This is a genomic window from Flavobacterium sp. P21 (assembly GCF_050632225.1).
Classification (GTDB): Bacteria; Bacteroidota; Bacteroidia; order Flavobacteriales; family Flavobacteriaceae; genus Flavobacterium.
Genome location: NZ_CP192585.1, coordinates 837,377 through 859,750, shown reverse-complemented (window position 1 = coordinate 859,750; position 22,374 = coordinate 837,377). Strand labels below are relative to the sequence as shown.

The window sequence follows — 22,374 nt, the reverse complement described above, 5'->3', positions numbered from 1 at the left end:
TTTTTTAATTTTTAGAAATGTCTACATTCAGTTTCAAGCAATTTTCTGTCAAACAAGACAAAACAGCTATGAAAGTTGGCACAGATGGTGTTTTGCTTGGTGCGTGGACTCCAATTAGCCATAATCCTTTTAGCATACTAGATATTGGCGCTGGAACTGGAATTATTGCTTTGATGCTGGCTCAAAGAACAAATGCGGAACAAATTGATGCTCTCGAAATCGATGAAGATGCCTACGAACAAGCAGTAGAAAATTTTGAAGCTTCTCCGTGGGGCGACCGATTATTTTGCTTCCATGCTGGTTTGGATGAATTTATTGAAGAACCAGAAGACGAATATGATTTAATTGTTTCAAATCCGCCTTTTTATTCAGAAGATTATAAAACCGACAATGAGCAACGTGATTTAGCACGTTTTCAAGATGCAATGCCTTTTGAAGAAATTGTTGAAGCGACCGATTTACTGCTTTCAGAAAACGGAATTCTAGCTGTTATTATTCCTTTTAAAGAAGAAGAAAAATTTATTGCGTTAGCAAAAGAATTTGAATTATATCCAATAAAAATTACACGCGTAAAAGGCACTCCTAAAACAGAAATCAAACGCAGTCTATTGGCTTTTAGCCGAAATGAGGTTTCTGAAATTGAAATCGATGAATTAGTTATCGAAATTGATCGTCATGTTTATACACCGGAATATATTGAATTGACTAAAGAATTTTATTTAAAATTCTAAGTCTGCTCAAAAATATTCTTAAACTGATACAGAATCCTTTCAATCAAACGTAAATCTTCAGTTACGATCTCTGCCCTTCCTTTCATTTCCTGCTGAAAAACGATCTGTTTGTTATATGAAGTTTTGAGCCCATTTGGCAAGGCCACGTCAAGCAATAAATTCCCATCTTTGTCTGGAACCAACGAAATATTTCTTATTTCTCCTTTCAAAACCCCAAATTCTCGATCTGGATAATTTGATAAGCGAATATTGACACGCTGGCCGATTTTTATTTTACCCGAATTCAATGCTGGCGCTTTTACTTTTCCGATATAACCATTTTTAGCATCAGGAATAATCGAAAACACATTATCACCTACATTAATGGTCTGACTTTCATTCCAAACCTGCAAAAAAGTCACAACACCGCTTATCGATGATTTCAGTGTATATGCCAATTCCCAATCTTTGATCACTTTTTTGAGCTGATAAAATGACTGCGCCATATTTCGTCCCAAGTTTACTTCTTCCTTAGTACCGCTTATCTGAGAAGTCTGGCTCAGTTTTGTATTGTCAATCAAAGCCGATTTTAACTGCGAAATCGAAGACAAAAGTCCTTTATAACTCTTCTGCGCTTGCAAATAACCCAATTTTTTGGCTTCCATTTCTTGAGCCGAGATAATTCCTTTGTTATATAGAGTCTCGAAACGGGCAATTTCATTCTTTTGAAGCTGAAGCTCGCTTTCGTTGATTATTTTTTGTTGTTGCAGAATTTCCAATCTCTCCTTGATCTGTACTTTTTCAGAAATTTGTGCTCGGTTTTCAACCTCAAAAGGTTTTAAATTTTCGTTTAATTTTTCTGCTTCATAATCTTTTTGGAAAACTCCAAAAGCACTCTCAATTTCGCCTAACTGCAAATTTTTCAACTTGGCAAACGGAAATGCCTGATTGGAATCGTTGATGTTATAATTCTCAACAATGTTTTTCAGCAAAAAAACATCCTTGTAATTTGCTGTATTTTCAATAATGGCGAGTGTAGTGTTTTTAGCGACTGTTGCTTTATTTTTAACCAAAATAGCTTCGATGCGCCCAGACGACTTCGAAACGATTTTCTCTGGCGGAATATTGGTCGTAATCACAATTTCAGTATTTACAACATCTGGATATTTCACGAACCAGGAAACAAAAAACAGCATCACAATGATGGAAAAAATGAGAACAGTCCCCCACCTGATCATCCAGTGAGGTACTTTTGTCAGGATTTCTTGTACTTCCTCACTTCTTAGCTCTATTGCATTATGATCTTCCATGACTTAATTTCCTAATTGCAGTTGGTTTTTAACCAGTTCAAAATAATTTCCTTTTTGCTCTACAAGAGCAGAGTGATTCCCAATTTCGATGATTTTCCCCTTATCCAGCACGACAATCTGATCGGCGTTCATTACTGTACTTAAACGATGAGCAATTACAATTACAGTCTTGTCTTTAAAGAAAATATCCAATTTTCGCATGATTTCCTTTTCATTATTGGCATCTAATGCTGAAGTTGCTTCATCAAAAAACAATATTTCAGGATTTTTATAAACCGCTCGCGCGATAAGCAATCGTTGTTTTTGTCCGGCACTCATTCCCGTTCCTTCTGCTCCAATTTTAGTATTGTATCCAAGCGGAAGCTCGCTTATATATTCTTTGATATTGGCTACATCAGCCGCATAAAGCAACCGCTGTTTATCAATTTTATCAACTCCAACAGCAATATTATTAGCAATTGTATCGCTAAAAATAAAGCCTTCCTGCATTACAGCTCCAATATTTGAACGCCAAGCTCTCTGCGAAATGTTTCTGAGTTGTGCATTTCCTATTGTAATCTCGCCTTTTTCAGGCTCGTAAAACTTCAAAAGCAGTTTCATCAAAGTCGTTTTTCCGCTTCCGCTGGTTCCCACTATGGCGGTCACCTTATTGGCGGGAATCGTGAGATTTAGATCTTTCAAAACGGGAACATCAGATCCTAAGTATCGATAACTTAGATTCTTTATTTCGATGTCGGCATCGTACGGAACCTCACTTGTCTGATTGATTTCCTGCTTGCGTTTCATCTTCTTTTTCATGAATTTCAGATAATCTCGCCAATGAAATTTTAGCATCCTGAACCTCTCTGACAAATTCAATAAGTTGTGCAATTGGACCATTCAAACTTCCAACAATAGAACTGATAGCCAACATGACTCCGAGGGTAATCGATCCGTCAATCACTAATTTTGCCGAAAGGAAAACGATAAAAATATTTTTAAGCTCATTAATCACAGACGAACCTATAGTTTGTGTCTGCTCCAAAACCAAACTTTTTATGGAAACCCTGAACAATCTTGCCTGAACATATTCCCAACCCCAGCGTTTTTGCTTTTCGGCATTGTGAAGTTTGATTTCCTGCATCCCGTTGATGAGTTCCATCACTTTGCTTTGTTCCTGCGAAACTTCCGCAAAACGTTTGTAATCCAAAACTTCTCTTCTTTTCAAGAAAAGCGTAATCCAGCCAAAATAAAGAATACTTCCGGCAAAAAAGACTAAAAAAATCTTCCAGTTGAAATACGCTAAAACTGCACCTAGAACAAACATATTTATAACCGAAAATAAAACACTTAGAGAAGATGTAGTAAGAATTTTTTCGATTCGGCGATGATCATTGATGCGCCGCATGATGTCTCCCGTCATTCTCACATCAAAAAATGAAATTGGAAGATTCATCAGCTTGATGAAGAAATCTGAAATCAAAGAAATATTGATTCTGGTTGAAAGATGCGAGCAATATCCAGCTCCTGATGAGTTCCAAACCTGTCCTTCCGGCAAAAAGAAACAATTGCGCAAAAAGAATCAGATAAATAAAATGAAGATTCTGATTTTGGATCCCGACATCAACGATACTTTGCGTCAAAAAAGGCAAAATTGCCATTATCATACTGCTGGCCAGCAATCCGATACTCAACTGCATCAAATACGATTTATAACGCAAAACATACTGGGAAAGCAAACTAAAACCTAGTCCTTTATTGTCCTCTTTATCAAAATCAGATTGGAAGAATTTTGGCGTTGCTTCCATTAATAATGCAATTCCTTCATTAGTTGCATCATCAGCATTATTACCAATCCAGAATTTTAAGAAATCCTCTTTATTATATTGGATCAATCCAAAAGCAGGATCTGAGATATAATAAAATTCCTTTTTTATTTTATACAGTACAACATAGTGGTTTTTATTCCAATGCAAAATAGCAGGCAGTGGCGCTTCATCTAACTTTTCAGCACTTAATTTTACACCCAGTGTTCGGAAACCGATTTTCTCGGCCGCATCACTCAAAAATAGCAAATTGCTTCCCTCACGAGTTGTTTCGCTGTTTTCGCGCAACTCCTGAATATTGACTGACTTTCCATAATGTTTGGCTACTATTTTTAAACATGTTGGTCCGCAATCTTTATGATCTGCCTGTTTATAATGGGGGAATTTTTTCAATTTTTAACTATTTTCTACCTTAAATGGTAAATTTTGGCTTTGCTAATATAATATTAATCTGGCATTTTAAGTTTTTTTACATTCCATTTATTTTTAAAAACAAATGCATTATTCCTTAGCACCTATTAAATATTCAACCCAAAAGACTTCATAACTCCCTGTTTATTTTCTTAATTCACCTTTTACAAGCCAATTTTGTACATCATTAAAAACTTCATCCCAATGGTAGCTATCTTCAACTGGCTCTTTATTAAAATCAAATTCTTTTTTTCAAAATTATGGCCATAATTAGGGTAAGCCTTAAGTGTGATATTGGTCTTAGGAAGCAGAAATGGCAATAAATCATTATGTATTGAACCAATATCATTTCCCCCATAAACTATTAAAATTGGATTTTTAAATTTTTTCAAACTTTCATAACTAAAATTCTCATTATAACTTAACCAGTTAACAAAACCTATGCTATTTTTATATTCAATTTTACTACGGGAGAGGTTTTTGTAATCATCAATCAACTTATCAATTTCTAATTGAGATGAAACGTCATCCTTTTTTTCAAAACAACCAATCCTTTCTCTCAATATATTTTCAGTTATCCTATTAAATGGATCAGCGGACATACATACTAATTTTGAAATTTTTCTATTATTTTCTGATAATTTAGAAGCGACCCTATAACCTTCCGAATGTCCAATTACAAAAATAGATTCTTTATTAAAATTTTTATGCAAATAATTTAAAACCTGCTTCACCTGCCAAACTCTATATTCTAAATTATCATTTCTAGTATACTCAAATGGAATCTTTCCTTGTTTGTTTAAATAACCTGTCGCATCTTTATCATAAGTTCCAATTAAAGGGATTCCTTTTCTTGCTATAATGACAAAATTATACTTGTCCGAATATTCTTTTATACTAAATGGAATTATAGAATTTACAGATTTATCATCATAAAAGACAATAGGTAATGGTCCAGAACCTTGAATAAATAAAATTGTTGGTTTGTTAATAATCGATTTACTTTTAGAAATTAAAAACGTAATTGTGTCTTTTTTAATTTTTATAAACTTTTCAGCAAAATTTGCTTTATTTACAAAATACTCATCCTTATTTTGCGCATTTAAATTTGAAAAAAAAATAATTAAAAAAAAATGGAAAAATTTAAGCACTTTCATTCTAAATATTTTGAATTAATAATTTCGTCATAGTTAAGATAATCAATGCCCCATTCCTTTGAAATCTCAGGTGGCATTTCTCGCAAAATTTTATTCTGAATATAACAAACAATCTCAATTATTTCTCGGCAATAAATTGATGGATTATCAAATTCTTTATCAATAGAATATCTATGTCCAAGATATCCTCCACCGCAAACAAACTTTATTGGACACTTTTGACATGTCTCACACAAATCATAATGACTATTATAATATAACCTTGCTAAACTCGATTCTTCATATATATCATTCAAGTCATTCTTTAAAACATTTAACTTGGTATTTGTGAAACCATTTCCACAAATTTTCAAAGTATCGACAGTTTCTATACTACCATCAGTTTCTATGACCAATGTTTTGTTTTCACTTTTTCCAAAAATCTCCGAACCTTCAGAAAAACCAAAAATGATGCTAACTAAATCCGATAAAGGTTTTATTTCAGGCTTGACTTGATCCATATCATTAGTCCATATATCGAACATATCCACTAGCCATTTACCGACTTTTGGGATAGTTTGTTGAGTAGACTTAATATAATTGAAATCTTGAAACAAAAAATGGACAGAATTTGCCCCTAGCATTTTGAAATGCTCATAGACCTCTTTAGGTTTTTCATTTATGTCAATAACACATAGGCAGTTTGCCATTCCTCCTAAATTTGTCTTTTTAAGTTCTTTAAAACCTTTAATTGTTTCATTGTAAGAACCTCTACCATTGTGATAAACCCTATTTGTATTATTAGATTTTGCCGTCCCATCTAAACTAATTCCAACTTGTATGTTTAATTTTTTAAAAATCGTTGCTGATTTGGTATTTAGCAGAATCCCATTAGATTGCAAACCATAATCAATGCGAATATTTTTTGGTATTATTTTTTTTCAGTGTTAATAAAATTTACATAGAAATCGATACCTGTCAATAGGGGTTCTCCGCCATGAAAAATTATTAAAAAACTCTCAAGATTGTTTTCTAAGCAATTCTTCTTAACTTTTGTTAAAATTGCTTCAACAATTTCTTGGCTCATAAATTTTGGCTGTTTTTTATAACTTTTATCGCCCATATTGTATACATAACAATAATTACAATTTAAATTACAAAGGCTAGCTACTTTAATTACTAAATTTGATGTATACATTTGATTAAATATAATAATGGGCGATAAATCGCCCATTAAATTTACAATAAATTAATGTCGTACATATGTACTCTCTGAATAAGTTCTACCGGGAGTAGGATCTCTGTCTTCCATAGAACCACCAATTATTTTTTTCATTTCATTTTTCAGCAACACAACATTAGAATCAGTTGTCTTTTCATTTTTTTCGAAAAAAATTTTCTCTTTTCTGTGTTCATAAATTAAATTTTTACAGATTAAATAATAGAAAAATCTATTCTTTGCTCGCGATCAAAAAATACGATTCTTTGTTTTCGAAAATAGGAAACACTATTTTAAAAGATCTTTTTTTGTAGGAATTTTTTAGGCTATTTTTAGGAAATTCCGAAAAAAGCCAAAAATTTATTAAGAAATTACTGTATATTAGATTTTATTTAATAACTATGGAACATGAAAAATTGATAAAAGCCAGAAAAGAAAAAGGTTTTACACAAAAAGAAATGGCAGAAATGCTTGCCATGGAGCAAACTACTTATTCTAAAAAGGAAAGAGGAGTTTCACGTATACGCGAAAACGAATGGGAGAGTTTTGCTAAAATTTTAGACAAAGATATTGAAGCTATCAAAGGAAAAATGGAAGACTTAACTAGTAATAATGAATCTAATCACATAACCAATCTTAATGTTATTGAAATAATAATTAAATATACTCAAAAACTAGAGGAAGAAAACTTTTTATTAAAGGAATTACTAAATAGACAAAGACAAAAAACAGAAAAGAAATAAATCAATTCTGTTTACTATTAAAAAAATGAAATTAGGAGATCCATCAGCTTGATGAAAAAATCTTAAATCCAAGAAAGATTCTGATTGAAAGATGCAGTAATATCAAGCTTCTGATGTGTTTAAAGCTTACAGCAATATTGTACAAAAAGTCTTAAAAAATAAAAAGCAACGACTAAATTATATTGATTCACTTTGAAATAATTAGTGTTTTTATTTCATTAAAACTGTTTTATCAAATAGATTTATTTATCGATTTAAGTAATAAAAACAAAAAAGCTTTGCTAAATAAATAACAAAGCTTTCTAGTATTATTTAATATAAAAACCTAAGAGTCTGCTGGGCATTTCTGATCAATAATATCAGCACAGTTTTGGCCTTCACTAGTATGTATAATTGCTAAAGGAATCTCCGATCCTGGACAATAACAAACCACAATACCAGGATCTCCTCCTCCAACTATATTTTTTCTTTCCTTAATACTTAAAATTTCAACCCCTGCTAAATTTTTTAATTTTTTCATAATTGATTTTTGTTTGATTTTAATTTATTTTGAACAATATAATTATCGCTTGCTCTTAGATTTTTAAAACTTGCCAAAAATTAAAACAATATCAAAAGACATTTTTATTTTAACAAAGTTCACTTTATCTAAATGCTTATTCACATGGCTCACTAGGATCTGTTACGCAAATCCAATAAGCTGGTGAAGTTGCTGTTCGCGGACATCTTTTAGCGGTTGTATTGTTCTCGCAAACTGGTGCATTACCACCTATAATTCTTTGTTGTTCCTCTTTGCTTAATTCAGCGGCTCCATTTAATTCAAAAATTTTCTTTAACATACTGTGGCTTTTTTTGTTTTTGTGTTAATGCTCCAATCCTTTTAAGACATTTGAAGCTTCTGTCTTTTCTGTTAAATTCTATTTGAATCTGAAATAAGTAAAAAAAGCGACTAGAAATGTTTTTCTTACTGCTCAAAGTATTTCAATTATTCGATAACTTTAATTTCTCTAGGATCTGCTCGCTGGTTAACCTAACCAAATAAAATCAACGCAGCGGCTAATTTCCTGAGAATCCCGACACCAATCATCAATGTTGGGATATTTGCTCAATGTTCCACGATTGAGCGCCTATAGATTCAAAAAAAACATGACTAAATTTTTGAAAGGCTTTATATTGTTTATTTATGAAATTTAATATTTAGCGACATAATCGGCCTGTGTTGCAAATACCTGGCACAGTATCCATTGGACAAACTCCGCCGGTTGGTATTAAAATACATCCTGCCTCAATAGCATGAATCCAACATTCAGGAATACCTCCCTTCATTGTCTTTTGCTCATTTTTACTGATCTTTTGCGTATGTTTCAGACTTAAAATTTTCTTTATCATAAAATTCAAATTTACTATTAGATCTTTTTTATTCCCGAAACATCCTCAACGCCTCAAGTTATTGGCTTATTTTAGGCTTTTTAAAAGCTTAAAACCTATCCAGCAACCAAAGCGTCAGTATAGCTCATTTCTAACGCAAAATAGTCTGTACAGTCTTCATATGACATTGAAGACACGTAATCCCATGCGTTACACTTAGACACACTCTCTTTTGCATAATTACCAAGAATCAGTTTTTGCTCGTTGGCAGTTATTTCCTGTGTTCCTTCTAGATTTAAAATATTCTTTAGCATAATCTTCAATTTTTAGTTCTCCTTCATTTATTCTTCAAAACGGCAATCTGTATTTTATTCTTCAATTCTTATGAAATGCAAAGAAGCTTTCAAACTTCTTTGCACTCATTACTTATCATTACTAAGTATATTATTAACACTTATATTCTTTTTGTGCCCAATAATCCCAACACAATCCTGGAGGCATATTTCCGCCGGCAATGTTTTTTTGTTCCTCTTTTGACAATTTTTTAGTCCCCTCAGCTTTTAAAAATTTTTCTAACATGATGTGTGTGGTTTTTGTTTCTTGATAATAGGACTTCAATCATTTTGAGACATTTGAAGCTTATGTCTTTCCTTATTCAGGAATTTAGTAAAGCCGCTAAGCTTATTTTTTCCAGAACTTCAACTTCTTCAGCAAAATCGTTTAAGAAGTATTTTAGTTCGCTCAGTTCATTCTTGTGAAATGCAGAGAAGCTTTTAAACTTCTTCGCACTGTTTTCTTTTTATGGGCATTTATAATATCCTCTCTCAATATCCCAACACATTCCAACTTCAGGGTAGGTTCCGCCTGCAATATTTTTTTGTTCCTCTTTCGATAATTTTTTAGTCCCTTCCGATTTTAAAAATTTTTCTAACATGATTTGTGGTTTTTGTTTCTTGTTAAATAGGACTTCAATCACTTTAAGACACTTGAAGCTTGTGTCTATCCCTGCGCAGGAATTTTAGTAAAGCCGCTAAGCTATTTTTTCTAGAACTTCAACTTCTTCAGCAAAATCGTTTAAGAAGTATTTTAGTTCGCTCAATTCATATTCGTTTGGAAACAATTTTTCGTTTACGATCTTAACTGGGGTATAATTAAAATTGTTTTTAGAACACCACTCATATTGTTTGTTGATCTCTTGGTTTATCAAGATACTTACTGGCTCAACATGCCATTTTTTCAACCATTTTTTAAGGCTCATTTTTTTGATATGCCAGTCTGAAATCGCTTCAACAGTTTTTCCTGGCGTTGTTCTGTTGATTGTCAAGATTCTTTCCACAATTATTTTATATGGATTCTCTGTGTTTTCTGGATTTATATTGAATAAAACATTCAAATAAATCTTATCTGGGAATCTTAAAACAAGATCAAATGCTTCGTGAAATGTTTTGTGACAATGCCCACAACTTGGACTTATTATTATTGATAATTTTATCGCCGCACTTCGGCTTCCAAAATTCAAACCTCTCAACTCTTCTAATCCATCTGCATCAGGCACTTTTTTAGCTAAGAAATTTAATAACGAATAATTTCTTTTAAATTTTTTCAGCTCTTTAAGGGAGTTTTCACTGCTCAAAACATTTTTAATCATAGGTTTCACTGCCAACCAAATTGGAACTAATAAAGCCAATGAAAAAACGAATGGAAAAACACTTTCGAAACTAAATGTCAAAGTGAATAAATCTGATGAAAACCAAATAAAACTTTGCACAAAAATCAAAAATGACACCATCAAACACATTACGCACCATTTCTGAAGTTCAAATTTTTGAATCCAAATAGAGGATACTATAATAGGAATCGCCATAAGACTTAAAAAACCAATAAAAATTGATGAGCTTAATGGCTGAATTAATATCGCTACAAAACTTGATGTAAAGAACATTAATGGTAAATCAGAAAAATTGAAAGCTTTATTTTCTGAACCTTCATTTGAATTGATTACCGAATTGCAAGACGAATCTGAACTCAAATTGCAAAACTTTGCTATTATGCTATTTTTAAAGCCTAATTTTTCTTGAGCAATAAATACGCTCACTATAAATCCTAATGTAGATGTTATTAAAAAAACAACACTAAAAAAATCATATGTATTGTAAAAGAAAGACAAGCCAATTAAAAGCAAAAACGGCAAAGAATACTTCAACCAATTGTATTCTACTTTAAGATTTTCTCTTGCAATAACATTATTAGGCTCAATTGCCACAATAACACCATTCCAATCTAAAAGGAACTTTTCGTATGCTAATTTTTGAACTCCTTTTTTAATAGTAGTAATACGAACATAATTTTTAGCTTTTTCTACTAAAGCAAGTTCTTCTTTAAAGTAAGCTAGAAAATTTGAAGGTAAATCTACTATTTGTTCTTTCGGAACTCTAATGGTCGCGTTTTCTACTGATAATAAATCCAACGAATCTGTTATCGCAAATAAACTTGGATAATTAGGATGAGACAAAAACAAATCCTTGAACTCATTTTTGATCTCTGAGTATCTATTTATTTGTAGAAATTTTTGGACTAGTTTCAACATCTTTTTCGACTGCGTTTAAATCATTATTACAGTACAAAGATTGTGGTTTTTATCGAGAAAAAGTGACCTTTGGTAGACATTTTATCAATTATACTACATACAATTTATAAATTATACCAGCCATACATAAACTTGTATTTTATTGTAAATCAATGTGTTATGATGATTTTTTTGTTCTAAAAGTGTCAAAACCCAAATCTCGACCAAGCGTTTTCCTTTTTATCTAGCTTTGACATATCAATAACCTAATTATTAAAATCATGGCAAATATGACATTAAAATTCGAAGATTTTGAAGCCCAAAAATTATCAAAAAATGAGCAAAAATTTGTTCGTGGCGGCGATGGTGATTATCCACCAAATGAACCAGGAAAAGATGGAAAAGGAGGAAATGGATAATATTTTTTAAAAATCATTTTATACTTAAAATTAAAAATATCATGAAGAATACAAAAATGAGAATTGAAGATTTTGAAACTTTAAAATTATCTTCAAACCAACAAAAAGCGGTTCGTGGAGGTGATGCTGAAACAGATGTGAAAAACGAACCAGGAAAAGGATCTACTGGAAATGGATAAAACCTTTTTTTAAACGAATTGAAGCACTTTACAGCTAAGCTCACAGGTCAGTTTAGCTGTATTTTTTTGCAGTCACAGCATATCAATAATTAACTTTTGTTAAAACGAAACTATTTCTAAATATTACTTGCAAACTGAGCTGGAGAAACGCCTGTTCGTTTACGGAATGATTTTGCAAATGAAACTGCATTTTTAAAACCAACACTTTCGGCAATAGCCTGTGTAGAGTATTTTCGATACATATGATTGGTAATCATTTCATTGATCACATAATTGATTTTAAGCTCATTTGAATATTCTCCAAATGATTTGCCAAATCGTTTATTTACTACATAAGACAAATAAGTGGTATTGGTTTTAATTTTCTTAGCCACATAAGGCAATGTAAAATCGGCATTGAGATATTCGAGTTTATTTTCAAGCGCCAACAGTTTTTCGACAATTTTATTTTCCTTCGCTTCATCAATACTCAGATTGGCATTTTCCTTTTTCAGATGAATTTCTTCGGCTTCTAAAACTTCTTCCACTGCTAAAATTGGAGGATTTTCTTTTTTCTCGATATTCGCTTTGAACTCTTCAATTAAGGCGTTCATTTTTTTATGCGCCTTATTCTTGTCTCGAATATTTTTTATCAGAAAAAATACAATTCCTAAAACAAGAAGTACATAAAACACCTTTAAAGCCTTACTTACTAAGACATCATATTTATATTTTTCTTGAATAGTAAGCATTTCCGCACCCAAATCTTCTACACCTAATTTATAATTTACCTCTTGGGCCTCATCTTTAAATTTTGTCTGAGATTTTTCATAAGCATTCAAATAAATTTTAGAATATTTATAAGCCTCTTCTGGTTTGTTAAGTGCGCTATATATCTTAGCTTGCAGGTAATTTGATTTCAAATAACTCTCATCCAAAGTTTTGTTTTTCAATGAAATAGAATCCACTTTTTTTAACCAAACCAAAGCCTTCTCGTATTTCCCTGCATAGAAATACAAGTCTCCCAAATTATAACTAGCAGTATGATAAAAGCTTTCTGAATTATTTTGTTTAGCCAAAAACAAAATATCATAATAGATTTTTTCAGCACTTTTATTGTCACTTTTCATTAGGTAAATATTCCCTAAACTCATTTTAGCGGCAATTGTATTACTAGTGAAATTTTGAGAATAAGTAACCGCTTTTTTATAAAAATATTCAGCCGAGTCAAGCAAATACTTTTTATCTTGATTTTTCATAAAATAGCCCTCGTAAGAACCACCTAAATCCAAATTAATATTGCTTTTACTATTTTGAAACTGCTCCCTTGGGTAAACTCTTTCATTTTTATCAATGAAATCGTTGTTTTGTCTTAAATTTTTGATTGATAATTGATAATTTCCAACCTGTTCATTAACAATTGCAATATTGCTCTTGAATTTAACAATTTGGATAACGTCTTCAACCTTAATAGAGAACTTAATACCTTTTTGATAATTTTCGATAGCGACACTTAAATTGCCTCTTTTCCATTCGGTCAATCCTCGAAAATTATAAAGATAAGCTGTGAGTTTGGTTTTTTCTGAAGATTCAGGCATTTTTTCTAAATACTGAAATGCTTTTTTATAACTTTCGTCAGACTTAGGAATATTGCCCTTCATTTGGTACAAATAACAAGTCGCACCATTAGCAAATGCCAGGTGTTTATTATCGTTTGATTTCATCAATTCTCTAGTATACGCAAGACCTTTATCGACATTGTCATTAAAACTGAATCGAATTTTGTCTTGCAGGCCTAAATATTCCTGTTCACTAATTTGAGTTTTTTGGGAAAAACTCGTATTAAAAACAAGAAAAATAAAAAAAGAGATGATTAGCCTCATTAATTTGTTTTTGGATTCCAAAAATAACGCATAAATTTTCAATATACTAAAATTTATTTGCCATAGTCTTGTTAATTTTACAACAAAATTAAAAAAATATAACAATTTAGCTTTGTTTTGTTATATTTTTATTACGTAAATTTGTTTTCGTAAAACATATCAAAAATGAAACCAGATTTATTTCAAGCACCAGATTATTACAACCTTGACGATTTATTAACTGACGAACACAAATTGGTTCGCGAATCTGCTCGTGCATGGGTTAAAAGAGAAGTTTCTCCTATCATAGAAGAATATGCTCAAAAAGCAGAATTTCCAAAACAGATTATTAAAGGTCTTGGAGAAATTGGCGGTTTCGGCCCTTATATTCCTGTAGAATATGGAGGTGCTGGTTTAGACCAAATTTCATACGGTTTGATTATGCAGGAAATCGAAAGAGGAGATTCTGGAGTAAGATCAACCTCATCTGTACAATCGTCATTAGTAATGTATCCTATTTGGAAATACGGAAACGAAGAACAACGCATGAAATATTTGCCAAAACTAGCAACAGGAGAGTGGATGGGTTGTTTTGGCTTGACTGAGCCAGATCACGGTTCTGATCCTGGAAGCATGATTACGAATTTTAAAGATATGGGCGATCATTATCTTTTAAATGGTGCAAAAATGTGGATCTCGAATGCTCCTTTTGCTGATATTGCCGTAGTTTGGGCAAAAAATGAAGAAGGAAGAATTCACGGTTTAATTGTTGAACGTGGCATGGCTGGTTTTACAACTCCAGAAACACACAACAAATGGTCACTGCGTGCATCATCAACGGGCGAATTGATTTTTGACAATGTAAAAGTCCCTAAAGAAAACTTATTGCCAAACAAATCTGGTTTAGGCGCACCTCTTGGCTGTTTAGATTCTGCTCGCTACGGAATTGCCTGGGGCGCGATTGGGGCCGCAATGGATTGTTACGATACCGCTTTAAGATATGCTAAAGAAAGAATTCAGTTTGGAAAACCAATTGGAGGAACGCAATTACAGCAGAAAAAATTAGCAGAAATGATTACCGAAATCACAAAAGCACAATTATTAACCTGGCGTTTAGGTGTTTTGAGAAACGAAGGCAAAGCAACAACTGCTCAAATTTCGATGGCAAAACGAAATAATGTTAATATGGCTATTGAAATTGCGCGCGAAGCCAGACAAATGTTAGGCGGAATGGGAATTACGGGCGAATATTCTATTATGCGCCACATGATGAACCTTGAAAGCGTAATTACTTATGAAGGAACTCACGACATTCATTTATTGATTACTGGAATGGATGTAACTGGAATTCCAGCATTTAAATCATAAACAACTATTAAAATATATACAAAATCAATTTAAAAAGCTTCTTCTAAACGAGAAGCTTTTTATCTTTGCACCAAAATTTACATAAATGAATATTGAAACTATAAACAATAGCATTCAACCTCAAAAAGACCAGCTTTTACAGCACTCTTTATACGCCAAAATTCAAAACATTGATGATTTGCACAGTTTTCTTGAAAATCATGTTTTCGCGGTTTGGGATTTTATGTCGTTGTTAAAAGCTTTACAAGCCAAACTTACTTGTACAACAACGCCTTGGTTTGCAACAAAAAATCCAGAAACAAGATATTTAATCAACGAAATTGTTCTTGCTGAAGAAACCGATTTAACAATCGACGGAAGAAGACAAAGCCATTATGAAATGTATATTGAAGCTATGGACGACTGTGGCGCCGATACAACAGGAATCAATAAATTTTTAGCCGAAGTCTATTCGCTTCATAATATTTTTGTAGCCATCAAACAAAGTTCCCTTCATCCTGATGTAAAAGCTTTCTTAGACTTTACTTTCAGAGTTATTGAAGAAGGAAAACCACACGAAATTGCAATTGCTTTTACTTTTGGTAGAGAAGATTTGATTCCGAGCATGTTTACTGAAATTCTGAAAAACTTTCAAAAGAATCTTCCTGAAGTCAATTTGGCAAAATTGCTTTATTACTTCGAAAGACATATCGAACTTGATGCTGACGAACATGGACCAATGGCGATGCAAATGGTTACAGATTTGTGTGAAGATGACGCTCAAAAATGGAAAGAAGTTGAAGAAGTTTCAATCTTAGCCCTAGAAAAACGAATCGGACTTTGGAATGCCATCGAGGAAGAAATTCTTTTAAAAGCAGAAATGGTCTAAAACCGAATTCAAATATTTAACGTAACTATTTGTTTAAGATGTCTACAAACCTAATTTTCCAAAATTATGAAACTGCATTTCAAACAAATAGTTATTGTTATCTTCTCCATATTTGTGAGTTGCGGCGCTGATCAATCAGATTCAGAAAACAACACTGTTCCGCCGACAACAACTCCGCCAACTACAGAAATTCCAACTACTCCAATTTCATCATCTATAAAATATCTCGCTTTAGGCGACAGTTATACCATTGGCCAAAGCGTTTGCGAAACTTGCCGATATCCTGAACAGCTCAAAGCCAAATTACAAACAATTTATCCTGAAACTGCTTTTTCATTAAAAATTATTGCTCAAACTGGCTGGTCAACAAGTGATTTAATTTCGGCAATAAATACTCAAAATCCAGATTCTAATTATGATATGGTTACACTTTTAATTGGCGTAAATAATCAATATCAGCATCAGGATTTCTCGGTTTATGAAAAAGAATTTCCACAATTACTCAATAAAGCAATTGCATTGGCAAAAGGCGACAACAAAAACGTAATTGTTCTTTCGATTCCAGATTATGCTTACACGCCCTTCACTAAGAATTATACGAGTGAAAACCGAATGAAAATTTCAACCGAATTAGATCATTATAATTCTTTTGCCGAAAATTATTGCATTACAAAAAATGTCTCATTTGTTTCCATTACCGACATCACAAGACAAGGTTTAAACAATCCTAGTTTAGTTGCCTCAGATGGTTTGCATCCTTCTGAAACTGCTTATAGAATGTTTGTGGAGCGAATGTTGCCGAAGGTGAAAATGGTTTTGCAGGATTAATCAATTAAAAAACATATCGATCAAATTAAAAATTGAATCATATTCGTAATGACCGTAGAGACGCGATTAATCGCGTCTCTATCGTATCGGCAATCACTATTTCGCGTTATTTTTGTTGTTATTTATCGCAAAATTTATCTTCATTCCAATTCATAGGATTGTTTTCTATATAATTTTGTATGGTTTCAAAAGATTTTTCATTTCTGATAATATGATCATGAAAACGCGATTGCCAACCAAAATCGGCATGCAATTTTCTCATTTCAAAGGAGCATCTTCCTTTATACCATCTTATAATTCGTGAAATATTATCCTGAAACATTGGATTTTTATCTTTGGCAAAACCACCTGTTTTATTTGTTGTTTCGGGCATCGGCATCGGCAGAGACGCGATTAATTGTAGAGACGCGATTAATCGCGTCTCTACGGGTTCGAAAACCGATGCATTTTCATCAATAATCAAAATCCCATGTACGTGATTAGGCATGATTACAAAATTACCCAATTCCACATACGGAAAATGTTCAGGAATTTCCAACCAATATTTTTCTGCCAACATACCCAATTTAGACGCGATTAATCGCGTCTCTACGATTTCACCAAAAAAATGTTCCCTGTTTTGAGTACAAATCGTAATAAAATACGAACCATTTGCACCATAATCCCAATTTTGTAATCGAGCTGATGAAATGCGATATTTATTTCGAAATTTTTGAGACATCGTATCTAAAAGGGGGTCTTATATTCAAGAAACCAATAAAAAAACCTCGAAATATAAATTTCGAGGTTTGGTATTATTCTTAGTTAAAATTTCGCAGAAAGGAAGGGATTCGAACCCTCGATACAGTTTCCCATATACTAGCTTTCCAGGCTAGCTCCTTAAACCACTCGGACACCTTTCTTTGTTGGTGTGCAAAGAACACAAAAAAAATTGAGTTTCAAAAGCAAAATTCAAGATTACTTTAAATGCTCTTTCTAAATTCTTCCATAAAAAGTTTTACCGCTTTTTTTGGTAACCGCCAATCGTTAACATAAAAGCTTCTCTTTTAGTTGCAACACCAGTGATCTGCAATGCTTTTAGCTGATCCCAACCTTTTAGCGCCATTTCTGCAACGATTGTTGCCCAATCACTATTCTCTACCATTTGCAATAATGCGTGTATCGAATGCAGTTCTATTGAAATTTTAGGTTTCATGTTGAATTTTTGAAACAATTCTTCAACAAATTCCCTTGAATTGGAACCTTTTCCGGGCAATACCAACGGAATTTCTTCTATCTTTTTGAAAGCTATTTTATCTAAAGCGACCAAAGCGTGTGTTCTAGAAACTGCCAAAACCATATGAGAGGTAAACAAAGGAATTTTCTGGATGGGCGATTCAATTTCATGCGAGGAAATAACCAAAACGACATCTAACTGGTTGTCAAGAAGTTTTTGTTCTAAAGATTCTGTTGTCCCATATTCAACAACAATTTTAAGGTTTTGATATTTTTTAGCAAATGTATTGACAACCGGAAGAATCAATAAACCAAAAATATAAGTAACACCAATTCGCAATTCACCGCCAATCATTTCATTTAAATCTTCAATTGCTTGTTTACCGTTTTCTACATTTTCGACTACTTTTTTGGCATGAATCAAAAAACCGAACCGGCTTCTGTCAATTGTACTTTTTTGCCGATTCGTTTAAATAACGGCAAACCGAGTTCCTCTTCTAGTTTTTTAATCTGCTGTGAAAGCCCAGATTGAGTTACAAAACACAATTCGGTCGCTTTAGTAAAATGCAGTACTTCAGCCGTTTTTATAAAATATTCTAATTGATAGATTTCCATATTGATAAGTTTTACTACTTATTACTAGTAAAATTATTAATTTTTCTAATGCAATCATAATCCCGACCTTTGTAAAAAATATTTAAGGTTATGTTTAAGGCGCTAAAATCAAGAAATTTCAAGTTATTCTTTTACGGGCAATCAGTTTCTGTAATTGGAACATGGTTGCAAAAAACAGCCGTAAGCTGGATGGTTTATAGTGTGACAGGATCTGTTTTTTTATTGGGGCTAGCGACCTTTTTGAGCATGATTCCTTCTTTATTTCTTGCGCCATTAGCCGGAAGTATTATTGGAAGATACGACCGTCATAAAGCGATGATCTTCTTGCAATCAATGGCAATGCTTCAGGCGGGACTTTTAGCTTTGTTGATTTACCTGAAAATTTACGACATCAATTTTATCCTAGCTTTAAGTCTTTTTCAAGGAATTATCAATGCGTTTGACATGACTTGTAGACAAACCATGATGATTGACATTGTCGACAACAAAGAAGACCTTTCTAATGCCGTTGCACTAAATTCAACTTTAAATAATTTTGCCCGAATTGCCGGACCTGCATTAGCTGGTATTATTCTGCACAATTATGGTGAAGATATTTGTTTTATTGGAAACTTCTTAAGCTACATTCCGGTTTTAATTTCATTATTAATGATGAGAATCACACCGCATATCAAAGCCGAAGATAAATTCAAAATGCTCGATGATTTTCTTGAAGGCCTTGATTATGTCAAAAAAGAAACCGAAATGGCCAGAATGCTCTTAATGCTAATGTGCGGCAGTTTGTTCGTGATTTCCTTTAATACTTTAATGCCGGTTTTTGCCAAAGATATCTTTAGCGGAAACGCACAAACTTTCAGCTGGTTTGAAAGCGCCGCCGGAATTGGTTCAATTGTTTCAGCGATTTACTTAGCTAATTTGAAAAAATCGGATAATATGAGCAAAATAATGATCGTCGCGAGTCTTTTATTAGGTTTTAGTGTTATTATATTGGCTTACTCAAATAGTTTGACCATCGCGCTTATTTGCATGGCATTGAGCGGTGTGGGAATGATGGCTCAAACTTCATCTATAAACATTTATGTTCAAACGCAGAGTGCCGTTAATATGAGATCCAGAAGTATCAGTTATTATTTAATGGCGTATCAGGGAATGATTCCTGTTGGAAGTTTGATCGTTGGATATGTTTCTCATATAATCGGAACCAGAAATACAGTTGCTATTCAAGGAATTATTTGTATTATTTCGGTTATTGTTTATGTCTATTATAGAAAACAGAAAACTTCTGAGGAATTGGAAAGCTGTCCGGTAACTTATAAAAATTCCAATTAAAAAATTCCAAATTCCAACGCTTTGAGAAAATTGTACAAATTAAATTCCAAATTCCAATTTTGCACAATATTGTCATTTCTCTCCCGAGGCTTCGGGATCGAAATGACAAACTTAGCGGGTATAGCAAACCCGACAGGTTTTTAAAACCTGTCGGGTTTCGGTATGTTAACGTTGTCGGATTTCTTATATGATCCTTCCTCCATCAGGATGATAAACTAAACCAAAAAAACTTTGGCAAAGTTTGAAACTTTGACAAAGGTCTATATACGTGTTATTGAATTTTAAAACTATGAAATTTCCCCGCGAAGAGCCGTCTCAAAAATATCTTTAAACTCGTTTTGCGGAATATTATGCCCAAGCAAATACATCAATTTTGTAATTGCGGCTTCTGTAGTAATGTCTTTTCCGGAAATAACGCCTAAGGATTTCAAAGCCGTACTGGTTTCATATTGTCCCATATTTACGCTTCCGCCTGAACATTGTGTTACATTTACGATATGCATTCCGGATTTGATGGCTTTTTCGATTAGATTTAAAAACCAATCTTCGGTTGGTGCATTTCCTGAACCGTAGGTTTCTAAAACAATGCCACGTAAACCTTGAGTTGCCAGAATGGAAGCCAAAACAATTTCGCTCATTCCTGGAAACATTTTTATGATTGCAACGTGGTTGTCTAGATTTTTATGAACAATCAGTTTTGCGTCTTTATTTATTGGAAGAAATAAATGTTTATTCAACTTTAAATGAACACCAGATTCTACCAATTCAGGATAATTTGGCGCTGTAAAAGCTCTAAAATGTTCTGCATTTACTTTTGAAGTTCTGTTTCCACGATATAATTTGTACTCAAAATACAAACAAACTTCTGTAATAACTGGTTTTCCATTTTCTTGAAGAGAAGCAATCTGAATTGCTGTAATCAAGTTTTCTTTTGCATCGGTTCGCAAATCTCCAATTGGCAATTGTGAACCAGTAAACACAACTGGCTTTGCCAAATTCTCCAGCATAAAACTCAAAGCCGAAGCTGAATATGACATGGTATCTGATCCGTGTAAAACCACAAATCCGTCAAAAGAAGCGTAATTTTCCTCAATCATTGTGGCGATTTTGGTCCACATTTGAGGATTCATATTTGAAGAATCAATTGGGTGCTCAAATGAAATTGATTCGATTTCACAATCCAACTGCTTGATTTCTGGGATTTTCTGAATTAATTTACCAAAATTGAAGGCTTTCAGCGCTCCAGTTTCAAAATCTTTGCTCATACCGATGGTTCCTCCGGTATAAATCAATAATATTTTTGCTTTAGATGGCATCTTGGTATTTTAATTTATTGACAACCGGATTTGCATACATGGCTAAAAATCCTTGTCTTGTCACAGGATTATCGCTTCCGATACGCATTTCTAAACGACGCTCAAAAAGCTGTTTTTCATTCTCTTTGTATTTGTGAGCGAACTTATCTGTTTCGTTTAAAATATCGTACGCAATAAAGTTTGTTGGCCATAATTGATAGTTTTTCAAAATCACATCATCAATTGTTTGTGCCAATGCCAAAACCTGCTTGTTTGAATTGTCATTTTCAGCCACAATCTGATCGATTTCTGTATCTAAAACATCGCCGACAGAAATATGGATTCTTTTCTTAGTTCCCATGATACCGCTGATGATATTCATGAAATCTTCGTTTTTATCTTTAACGTAAACCTCATTATTGGCTTCTGCCATTAACTGCGGCATTTTCAAGACATCAGTAGGATCGTATTCGTATGAAATAGAAACTGGAACTATTTTTAATTTTTTGAAATAGTCCATTAAGTTTTCTTCATCAGATCCCATTCCGATCATTTTTAAAACTCCAGGATTGGTTTCGTCATTTCCGTCTTTTGTTCTTCCTTCTTTCTGAGCAATCCAAACCGAACGGTTTTCTCGAAGCAATAATTGCCCCATATATTCTGAAAGCAGTTTAGAGCTTTGCAACATTTCACGAGGCGTCAATCCTCTTAAAACCAAAAAATTTCTGTTTAATTTTGCTAAAGTTGCCAAGAACGCTTTCTTCACCAAATTGTCTCCAATTGCCGAAGCCGTCATCACTAACCCATGTTCAAATAGACAAACATTTAGTAAAGTGGTATCTAAAAGAATATCTCTATGATTCGAGATAAATAAATAAGAAGTATTTGGCTCTAATTTCTCAAAACCTGAGGTTGTTAATCCTTCAGAACTTTTTTCGAGAACTTTTTGGATCGTATTGTAAATAAAGTTGCATTGAAAATCACGAATAGAGTGTGTTTTCTTTAATTGTTCCTTCCAAACCTCATCTTCTACCTCCGGAAAAGTAAAGTTCATCATGGTTTTCATCATCGGATGATTGACAACACCATGAAGTGCTTCATTTATTTCGGAATCATAAAACGGTCGAATGGCATCAAATCTCTGCATTA

General features: G+C 32.9%; 25 protein-coding genes, 1 tRNA gene and 1 pseudogene. 8 read left to right on the top strand and 19 right to left on the bottom strand.

Going from position 1 to position 22,374, the window contains the following annotated elements:
• The first annotated feature begins 17 nt into the window (after positions 1 to 17).
• Positions 18 to 731, top strand: a complete 714-nt coding sequence (locus tag ACQ9BO_RS04185; RefSeq protein ID WP_431243757.1) for a tRNA1(Val) (adenine(37)-N6)-methyltransferase — start codon at positions 18 to 20, stop codon at positions 729 to 731.
• Here the strand turns inward: ACQ9BO_RS04185 and ACQ9BO_RS04180 are convergent.
• From ACQ9BO_RS04180 to ACQ9BO_RS04160, 5 genes and pseudogenes are all read right to left on the bottom strand, one after another.
• On the bottom strand, positions 728 to 2,020 hold the full coding sequence (locus tag ACQ9BO_RS04180; protein ID WP_431243756.1) for an HlyD family secretion protein: 1,293 nt from the start codon (positions 2,018 to 2,020) through the stop codon (positions 728 to 730). The two genes, ACQ9BO_RS04185 and ACQ9BO_RS04180, sit on opposite strands and share 4 nt — an antisense overlap.
• A gap of 3 nt (positions 2,021 to 2,023) precedes the next feature.
• Positions 2,024 to 4,218 (bottom strand): annotated as a pseudogene (locus ACQ9BO_RS04175) (peptidase domain-containing ABC transporter).
• A 182-nt stretch (positions 4,219 to 4,400) separates the two neighbouring features.
• Entirely contained in the window at positions 4,401 to 5,393 is a 993-nt protein-coding gene (locus tag ACQ9BO_RS04170; RefSeq protein WP_431243755.1) for a hypothetical protein, read from the bottom strand.
• Complete coding sequence (locus ACQ9BO_RS04165) at positions 5,390 to 6,274, bottom strand: hypothetical protein (protein WP_431243754.1); 885 nt, start codon at positions 6,272 to 6,274, stop codon at positions 5,390 to 5,392. Before ACQ9BO_RS04165 ends, ACQ9BO_RS04170 begins: the two co-directional genes overlap by 4 nt.
• Positions 6,275 to 6,303: 29 nt before the next feature.
• On the bottom strand, positions 6,304 to 6,606 hold the full coding sequence (locus tag ACQ9BO_RS04160; protein ID WP_431243753.1) for a 4Fe-4S cluster-binding domain-containing protein: 303 nt from the start codon (positions 6,604 to 6,606) through the stop codon (positions 6,304 to 6,306).
• A 386-nt stretch (positions 6,607 to 6,992) separates the two neighbouring features.
• Between ACQ9BO_RS04160 and ACQ9BO_RS04155 the strand changes: the two genes are divergently transcribed.
• Entirely contained in the window at positions 6,993 to 7,334 is a 342-nt protein-coding gene (locus ACQ9BO_RS04155) for a helix-turn-helix transcriptional regulator (RefSeq protein WP_431243752.1), read from the top strand.
• Between the two features lie 325 nt (positions 7,335 to 7,659).
• Here ACQ9BO_RS04155 and ACQ9BO_RS04150 read toward each other — a convergent pair whose 3' ends face one another.
• From ACQ9BO_RS04150 to ACQ9BO_RS04120, 7 genes are all read right to left on the bottom strand, one after another.
• Positions 7,660 to 7,854, bottom strand: coding sequence for a hypothetical protein (locus ACQ9BO_RS04150; RefSeq protein ID WP_431243751.1), 195 nt, complete (start codon positions 7,852 to 7,854; stop codon positions 7,660 to 7,662).
• A 136-nt stretch (positions 7,855 to 7,990) separates the two neighbouring features.
• Complete coding sequence (locus ACQ9BO_RS04145; protein ID WP_431243750.1) at positions 7,991 to 8,173, bottom strand: hypothetical protein; 183 nt, start codon at positions 8,171 to 8,173, stop codon at positions 7,991 to 7,993.
• A 358-nt stretch (positions 8,174 to 8,531) separates the two neighbouring features.
• Positions 8,532 to 8,660 (bottom strand): hypothetical protein, encoded by a 129-nt coding sequence (locus tag ACQ9BO_RS04140; protein ID WP_431243749.1) that lies wholly within the window; start codon positions 8,658 to 8,660, stop codon positions 8,532 to 8,534.
• Between the two features lie 158 nt (positions 8,661 to 8,818).
• Entirely contained in the window at positions 8,819 to 9,025 is a 207-nt protein-coding gene (locus tag ACQ9BO_RS04135; protein WP_431243748.1) for a hypothetical protein, read from the bottom strand.
• A 124-nt stretch (positions 9,026 to 9,149) separates the two neighbouring features.
• Positions 9,150 to 9,281, bottom strand: a complete 132-nt coding sequence (locus ACQ9BO_RS04130; RefSeq protein ID WP_431243747.1) for a hypothetical protein — start codon at positions 9,279 to 9,281, stop codon at positions 9,150 to 9,152.
• 220 nt (positions 9,282 to 9,501) lie between these two features.
• A complete protein-coding gene (locus tag ACQ9BO_RS04125) occupies positions 9,502 to 9,636 on the bottom strand; it encodes a hypothetical protein (protein ID WP_431243746.1) in 135 nt (44 codons plus the stop codon).
• A gap of 96 nt (positions 9,637 to 9,732) precedes the next feature.
• Complete coding sequence (locus tag ACQ9BO_RS04120; protein WP_431243745.1) at positions 9,733 to 11,289, bottom strand: vitamin K epoxide reductase family protein; 1,557 nt, start codon at positions 11,287 to 11,289, stop codon at positions 9,733 to 9,735.
• A gap of 269 nt (positions 11,290 to 11,558) precedes the next feature.
• Here ACQ9BO_RS04120 and ACQ9BO_RS04115 point away from each other — a divergent pair, with 269 nt between their 5' ends.
• Both ACQ9BO_RS04115 and ACQ9BO_RS04110 read left to right on the top strand, forming a co-directional pair.
• Positions 11,559 to 11,687, top strand: a complete 129-nt coding sequence (locus ACQ9BO_RS04115; RefSeq protein WP_431243744.1) for an rSAM-modified peptide — start codon at positions 11,559 to 11,561, stop codon at positions 11,685 to 11,687.
• 41 nt (positions 11,688 to 11,728) lie between these two features.
• Positions 11,729 to 11,866 (top strand): rSAM-modified peptide, encoded by a 138-nt coding sequence (locus ACQ9BO_RS04110; protein WP_431243743.1) that lies wholly within the window; start codon positions 11,729 to 11,731, stop codon positions 11,864 to 11,866.
• A 116-nt stretch (positions 11,867 to 11,982) separates the two neighbouring features.
• Here the strand turns inward: ACQ9BO_RS04110 and ACQ9BO_RS04105 are convergent, their stop codons facing one another.
• A complete protein-coding gene (locus tag ACQ9BO_RS04105; RefSeq protein ID WP_431243742.1) occupies positions 11,983 to 13,728 on the bottom strand; it encodes a helix-turn-helix domain-containing protein in 1,746 nt (581 codons plus the stop codon).
• Between the two features lie 165 nt (positions 13,729 to 13,893).
• Between ACQ9BO_RS04105 and ACQ9BO_RS04100 the strand changes: the two genes are divergently transcribed.
• From ACQ9BO_RS04100 to ACQ9BO_RS04090, 3 genes are all read left to right on the top strand, one after another.
• Positions 13,894 to 15,075 carry an acyl-CoA dehydrogenase family protein gene (locus ACQ9BO_RS04100; protein ID WP_132990532.1) on the top strand — a complete coding sequence of 394 codons (1,182 nt, stop codon included), beginning with the start codon at positions 13,894 to 13,896 and terminating at the stop codon, positions 15,073 to 15,075.
• An 85-nt stretch (positions 15,076 to 15,160) separates the two neighbouring features.
• Positions 15,161 to 15,943 carry a DUF3050 domain-containing protein gene (locus tag ACQ9BO_RS04095; RefSeq protein ID WP_431243741.1) on the top strand — a complete coding sequence of 261 codons (783 nt, stop codon included), beginning with the start codon at positions 15,161 to 15,163 and terminating at the stop codon, positions 15,941 to 15,943.
• 66 nt (positions 15,944 to 16,009) lie between these two features.
• On the top strand, positions 16,010 to 16,771 hold the full coding sequence (locus ACQ9BO_RS04090; RefSeq protein ID WP_431243740.1) for an SGNH/GDSL hydrolase family protein: 762 nt from the start codon (positions 16,010 to 16,012) through the stop codon (positions 16,769 to 16,771).
• 118 nt (positions 16,772 to 16,889) lie between these two features.
• Here ACQ9BO_RS04090 and ACQ9BO_RS04085 read toward each other — a convergent pair whose 3' ends face one another.
• The 4 genes from ACQ9BO_RS04085 to ACQ9BO_RS04070 all read right to left on the bottom strand — a co-directional run bounded on the left by ACQ9BO_RS04085 (position 16,890) and on the right by ACQ9BO_RS04070 (position 18,601).
• On the bottom strand, positions 16,890 to 17,492 hold the full coding sequence (locus tag ACQ9BO_RS04085; RefSeq protein WP_431243739.1) for a transposase: 603 nt from the start codon (positions 17,490 to 17,492) through the stop codon (positions 16,890 to 16,892).
• Positions 17,493 to 17,586: 94 nt separating this feature from the next.
• Positions 17,587 to 17,673: transfer RNA gene (locus ACQ9BO_RS04080), tRNA-Ser, on the bottom strand.
• Between the two features lie 95 nt (positions 17,674 to 17,768).
• Positions 17,769 to 18,410: a LysR family transcriptional regulator substrate-binding protein gene (locus tag ACQ9BO_RS04075; protein WP_431243738.1), complete on the bottom strand. Its 642-nt coding sequence runs from the start codon at positions 18,408 to 18,410 to the stop codon at positions 17,769 to 17,771.
• Positions 18,407 to 18,601 (bottom strand): LysR family transcriptional regulator, encoded by a 195-nt coding sequence (locus ACQ9BO_RS04070; protein WP_431243737.1) that lies wholly within the window; start codon positions 18,599 to 18,601, stop codon positions 18,407 to 18,409. Before ACQ9BO_RS04070 ends, ACQ9BO_RS04075 begins: the two co-directional genes overlap by 4 nt.
• A gap of 90 nt (positions 18,602 to 18,691) precedes the next feature.
• Here ACQ9BO_RS04070 and ACQ9BO_RS04065 point away from each other — a divergent pair, with 90 nt between their 5' ends.
• Positions 18,692 to 19,930, top strand: coding sequence for an MFS transporter (locus tag ACQ9BO_RS04065; protein WP_431243736.1), 1,239 nt, complete (start codon positions 18,692 to 18,694; stop codon positions 19,928 to 19,930).
• A 287-nt stretch (positions 19,931 to 20,217) separates the two neighbouring features.
• Here ACQ9BO_RS04065 and ACQ9BO_RS04060 read toward each other — a convergent pair whose 3' ends face one another.
• A complete protein-coding gene (locus ACQ9BO_RS04060) occupies positions 20,218 to 21,246 on the bottom strand; it encodes an asparaginase (protein ID WP_431243735.1) in 1,029 nt (342 codons plus the stop codon).
• Positions 21,236 to 22,372: a 1-acyl-sn-glycerol-3-phosphate acyltransferase gene (locus tag ACQ9BO_RS04055; RefSeq protein ID WP_431243734.1), complete on the bottom strand. Its 1,137-nt coding sequence runs from the start codon at positions 22,370 to 22,372 to the stop codon at positions 21,236 to 21,238. The genes ACQ9BO_RS04060 and ACQ9BO_RS04055 overlap by 11 nt, the downstream gene beginning before the upstream one ends.
• Between the last annotated feature and the right edge of the window lie 2 nt (positions 22,373 to 22,374).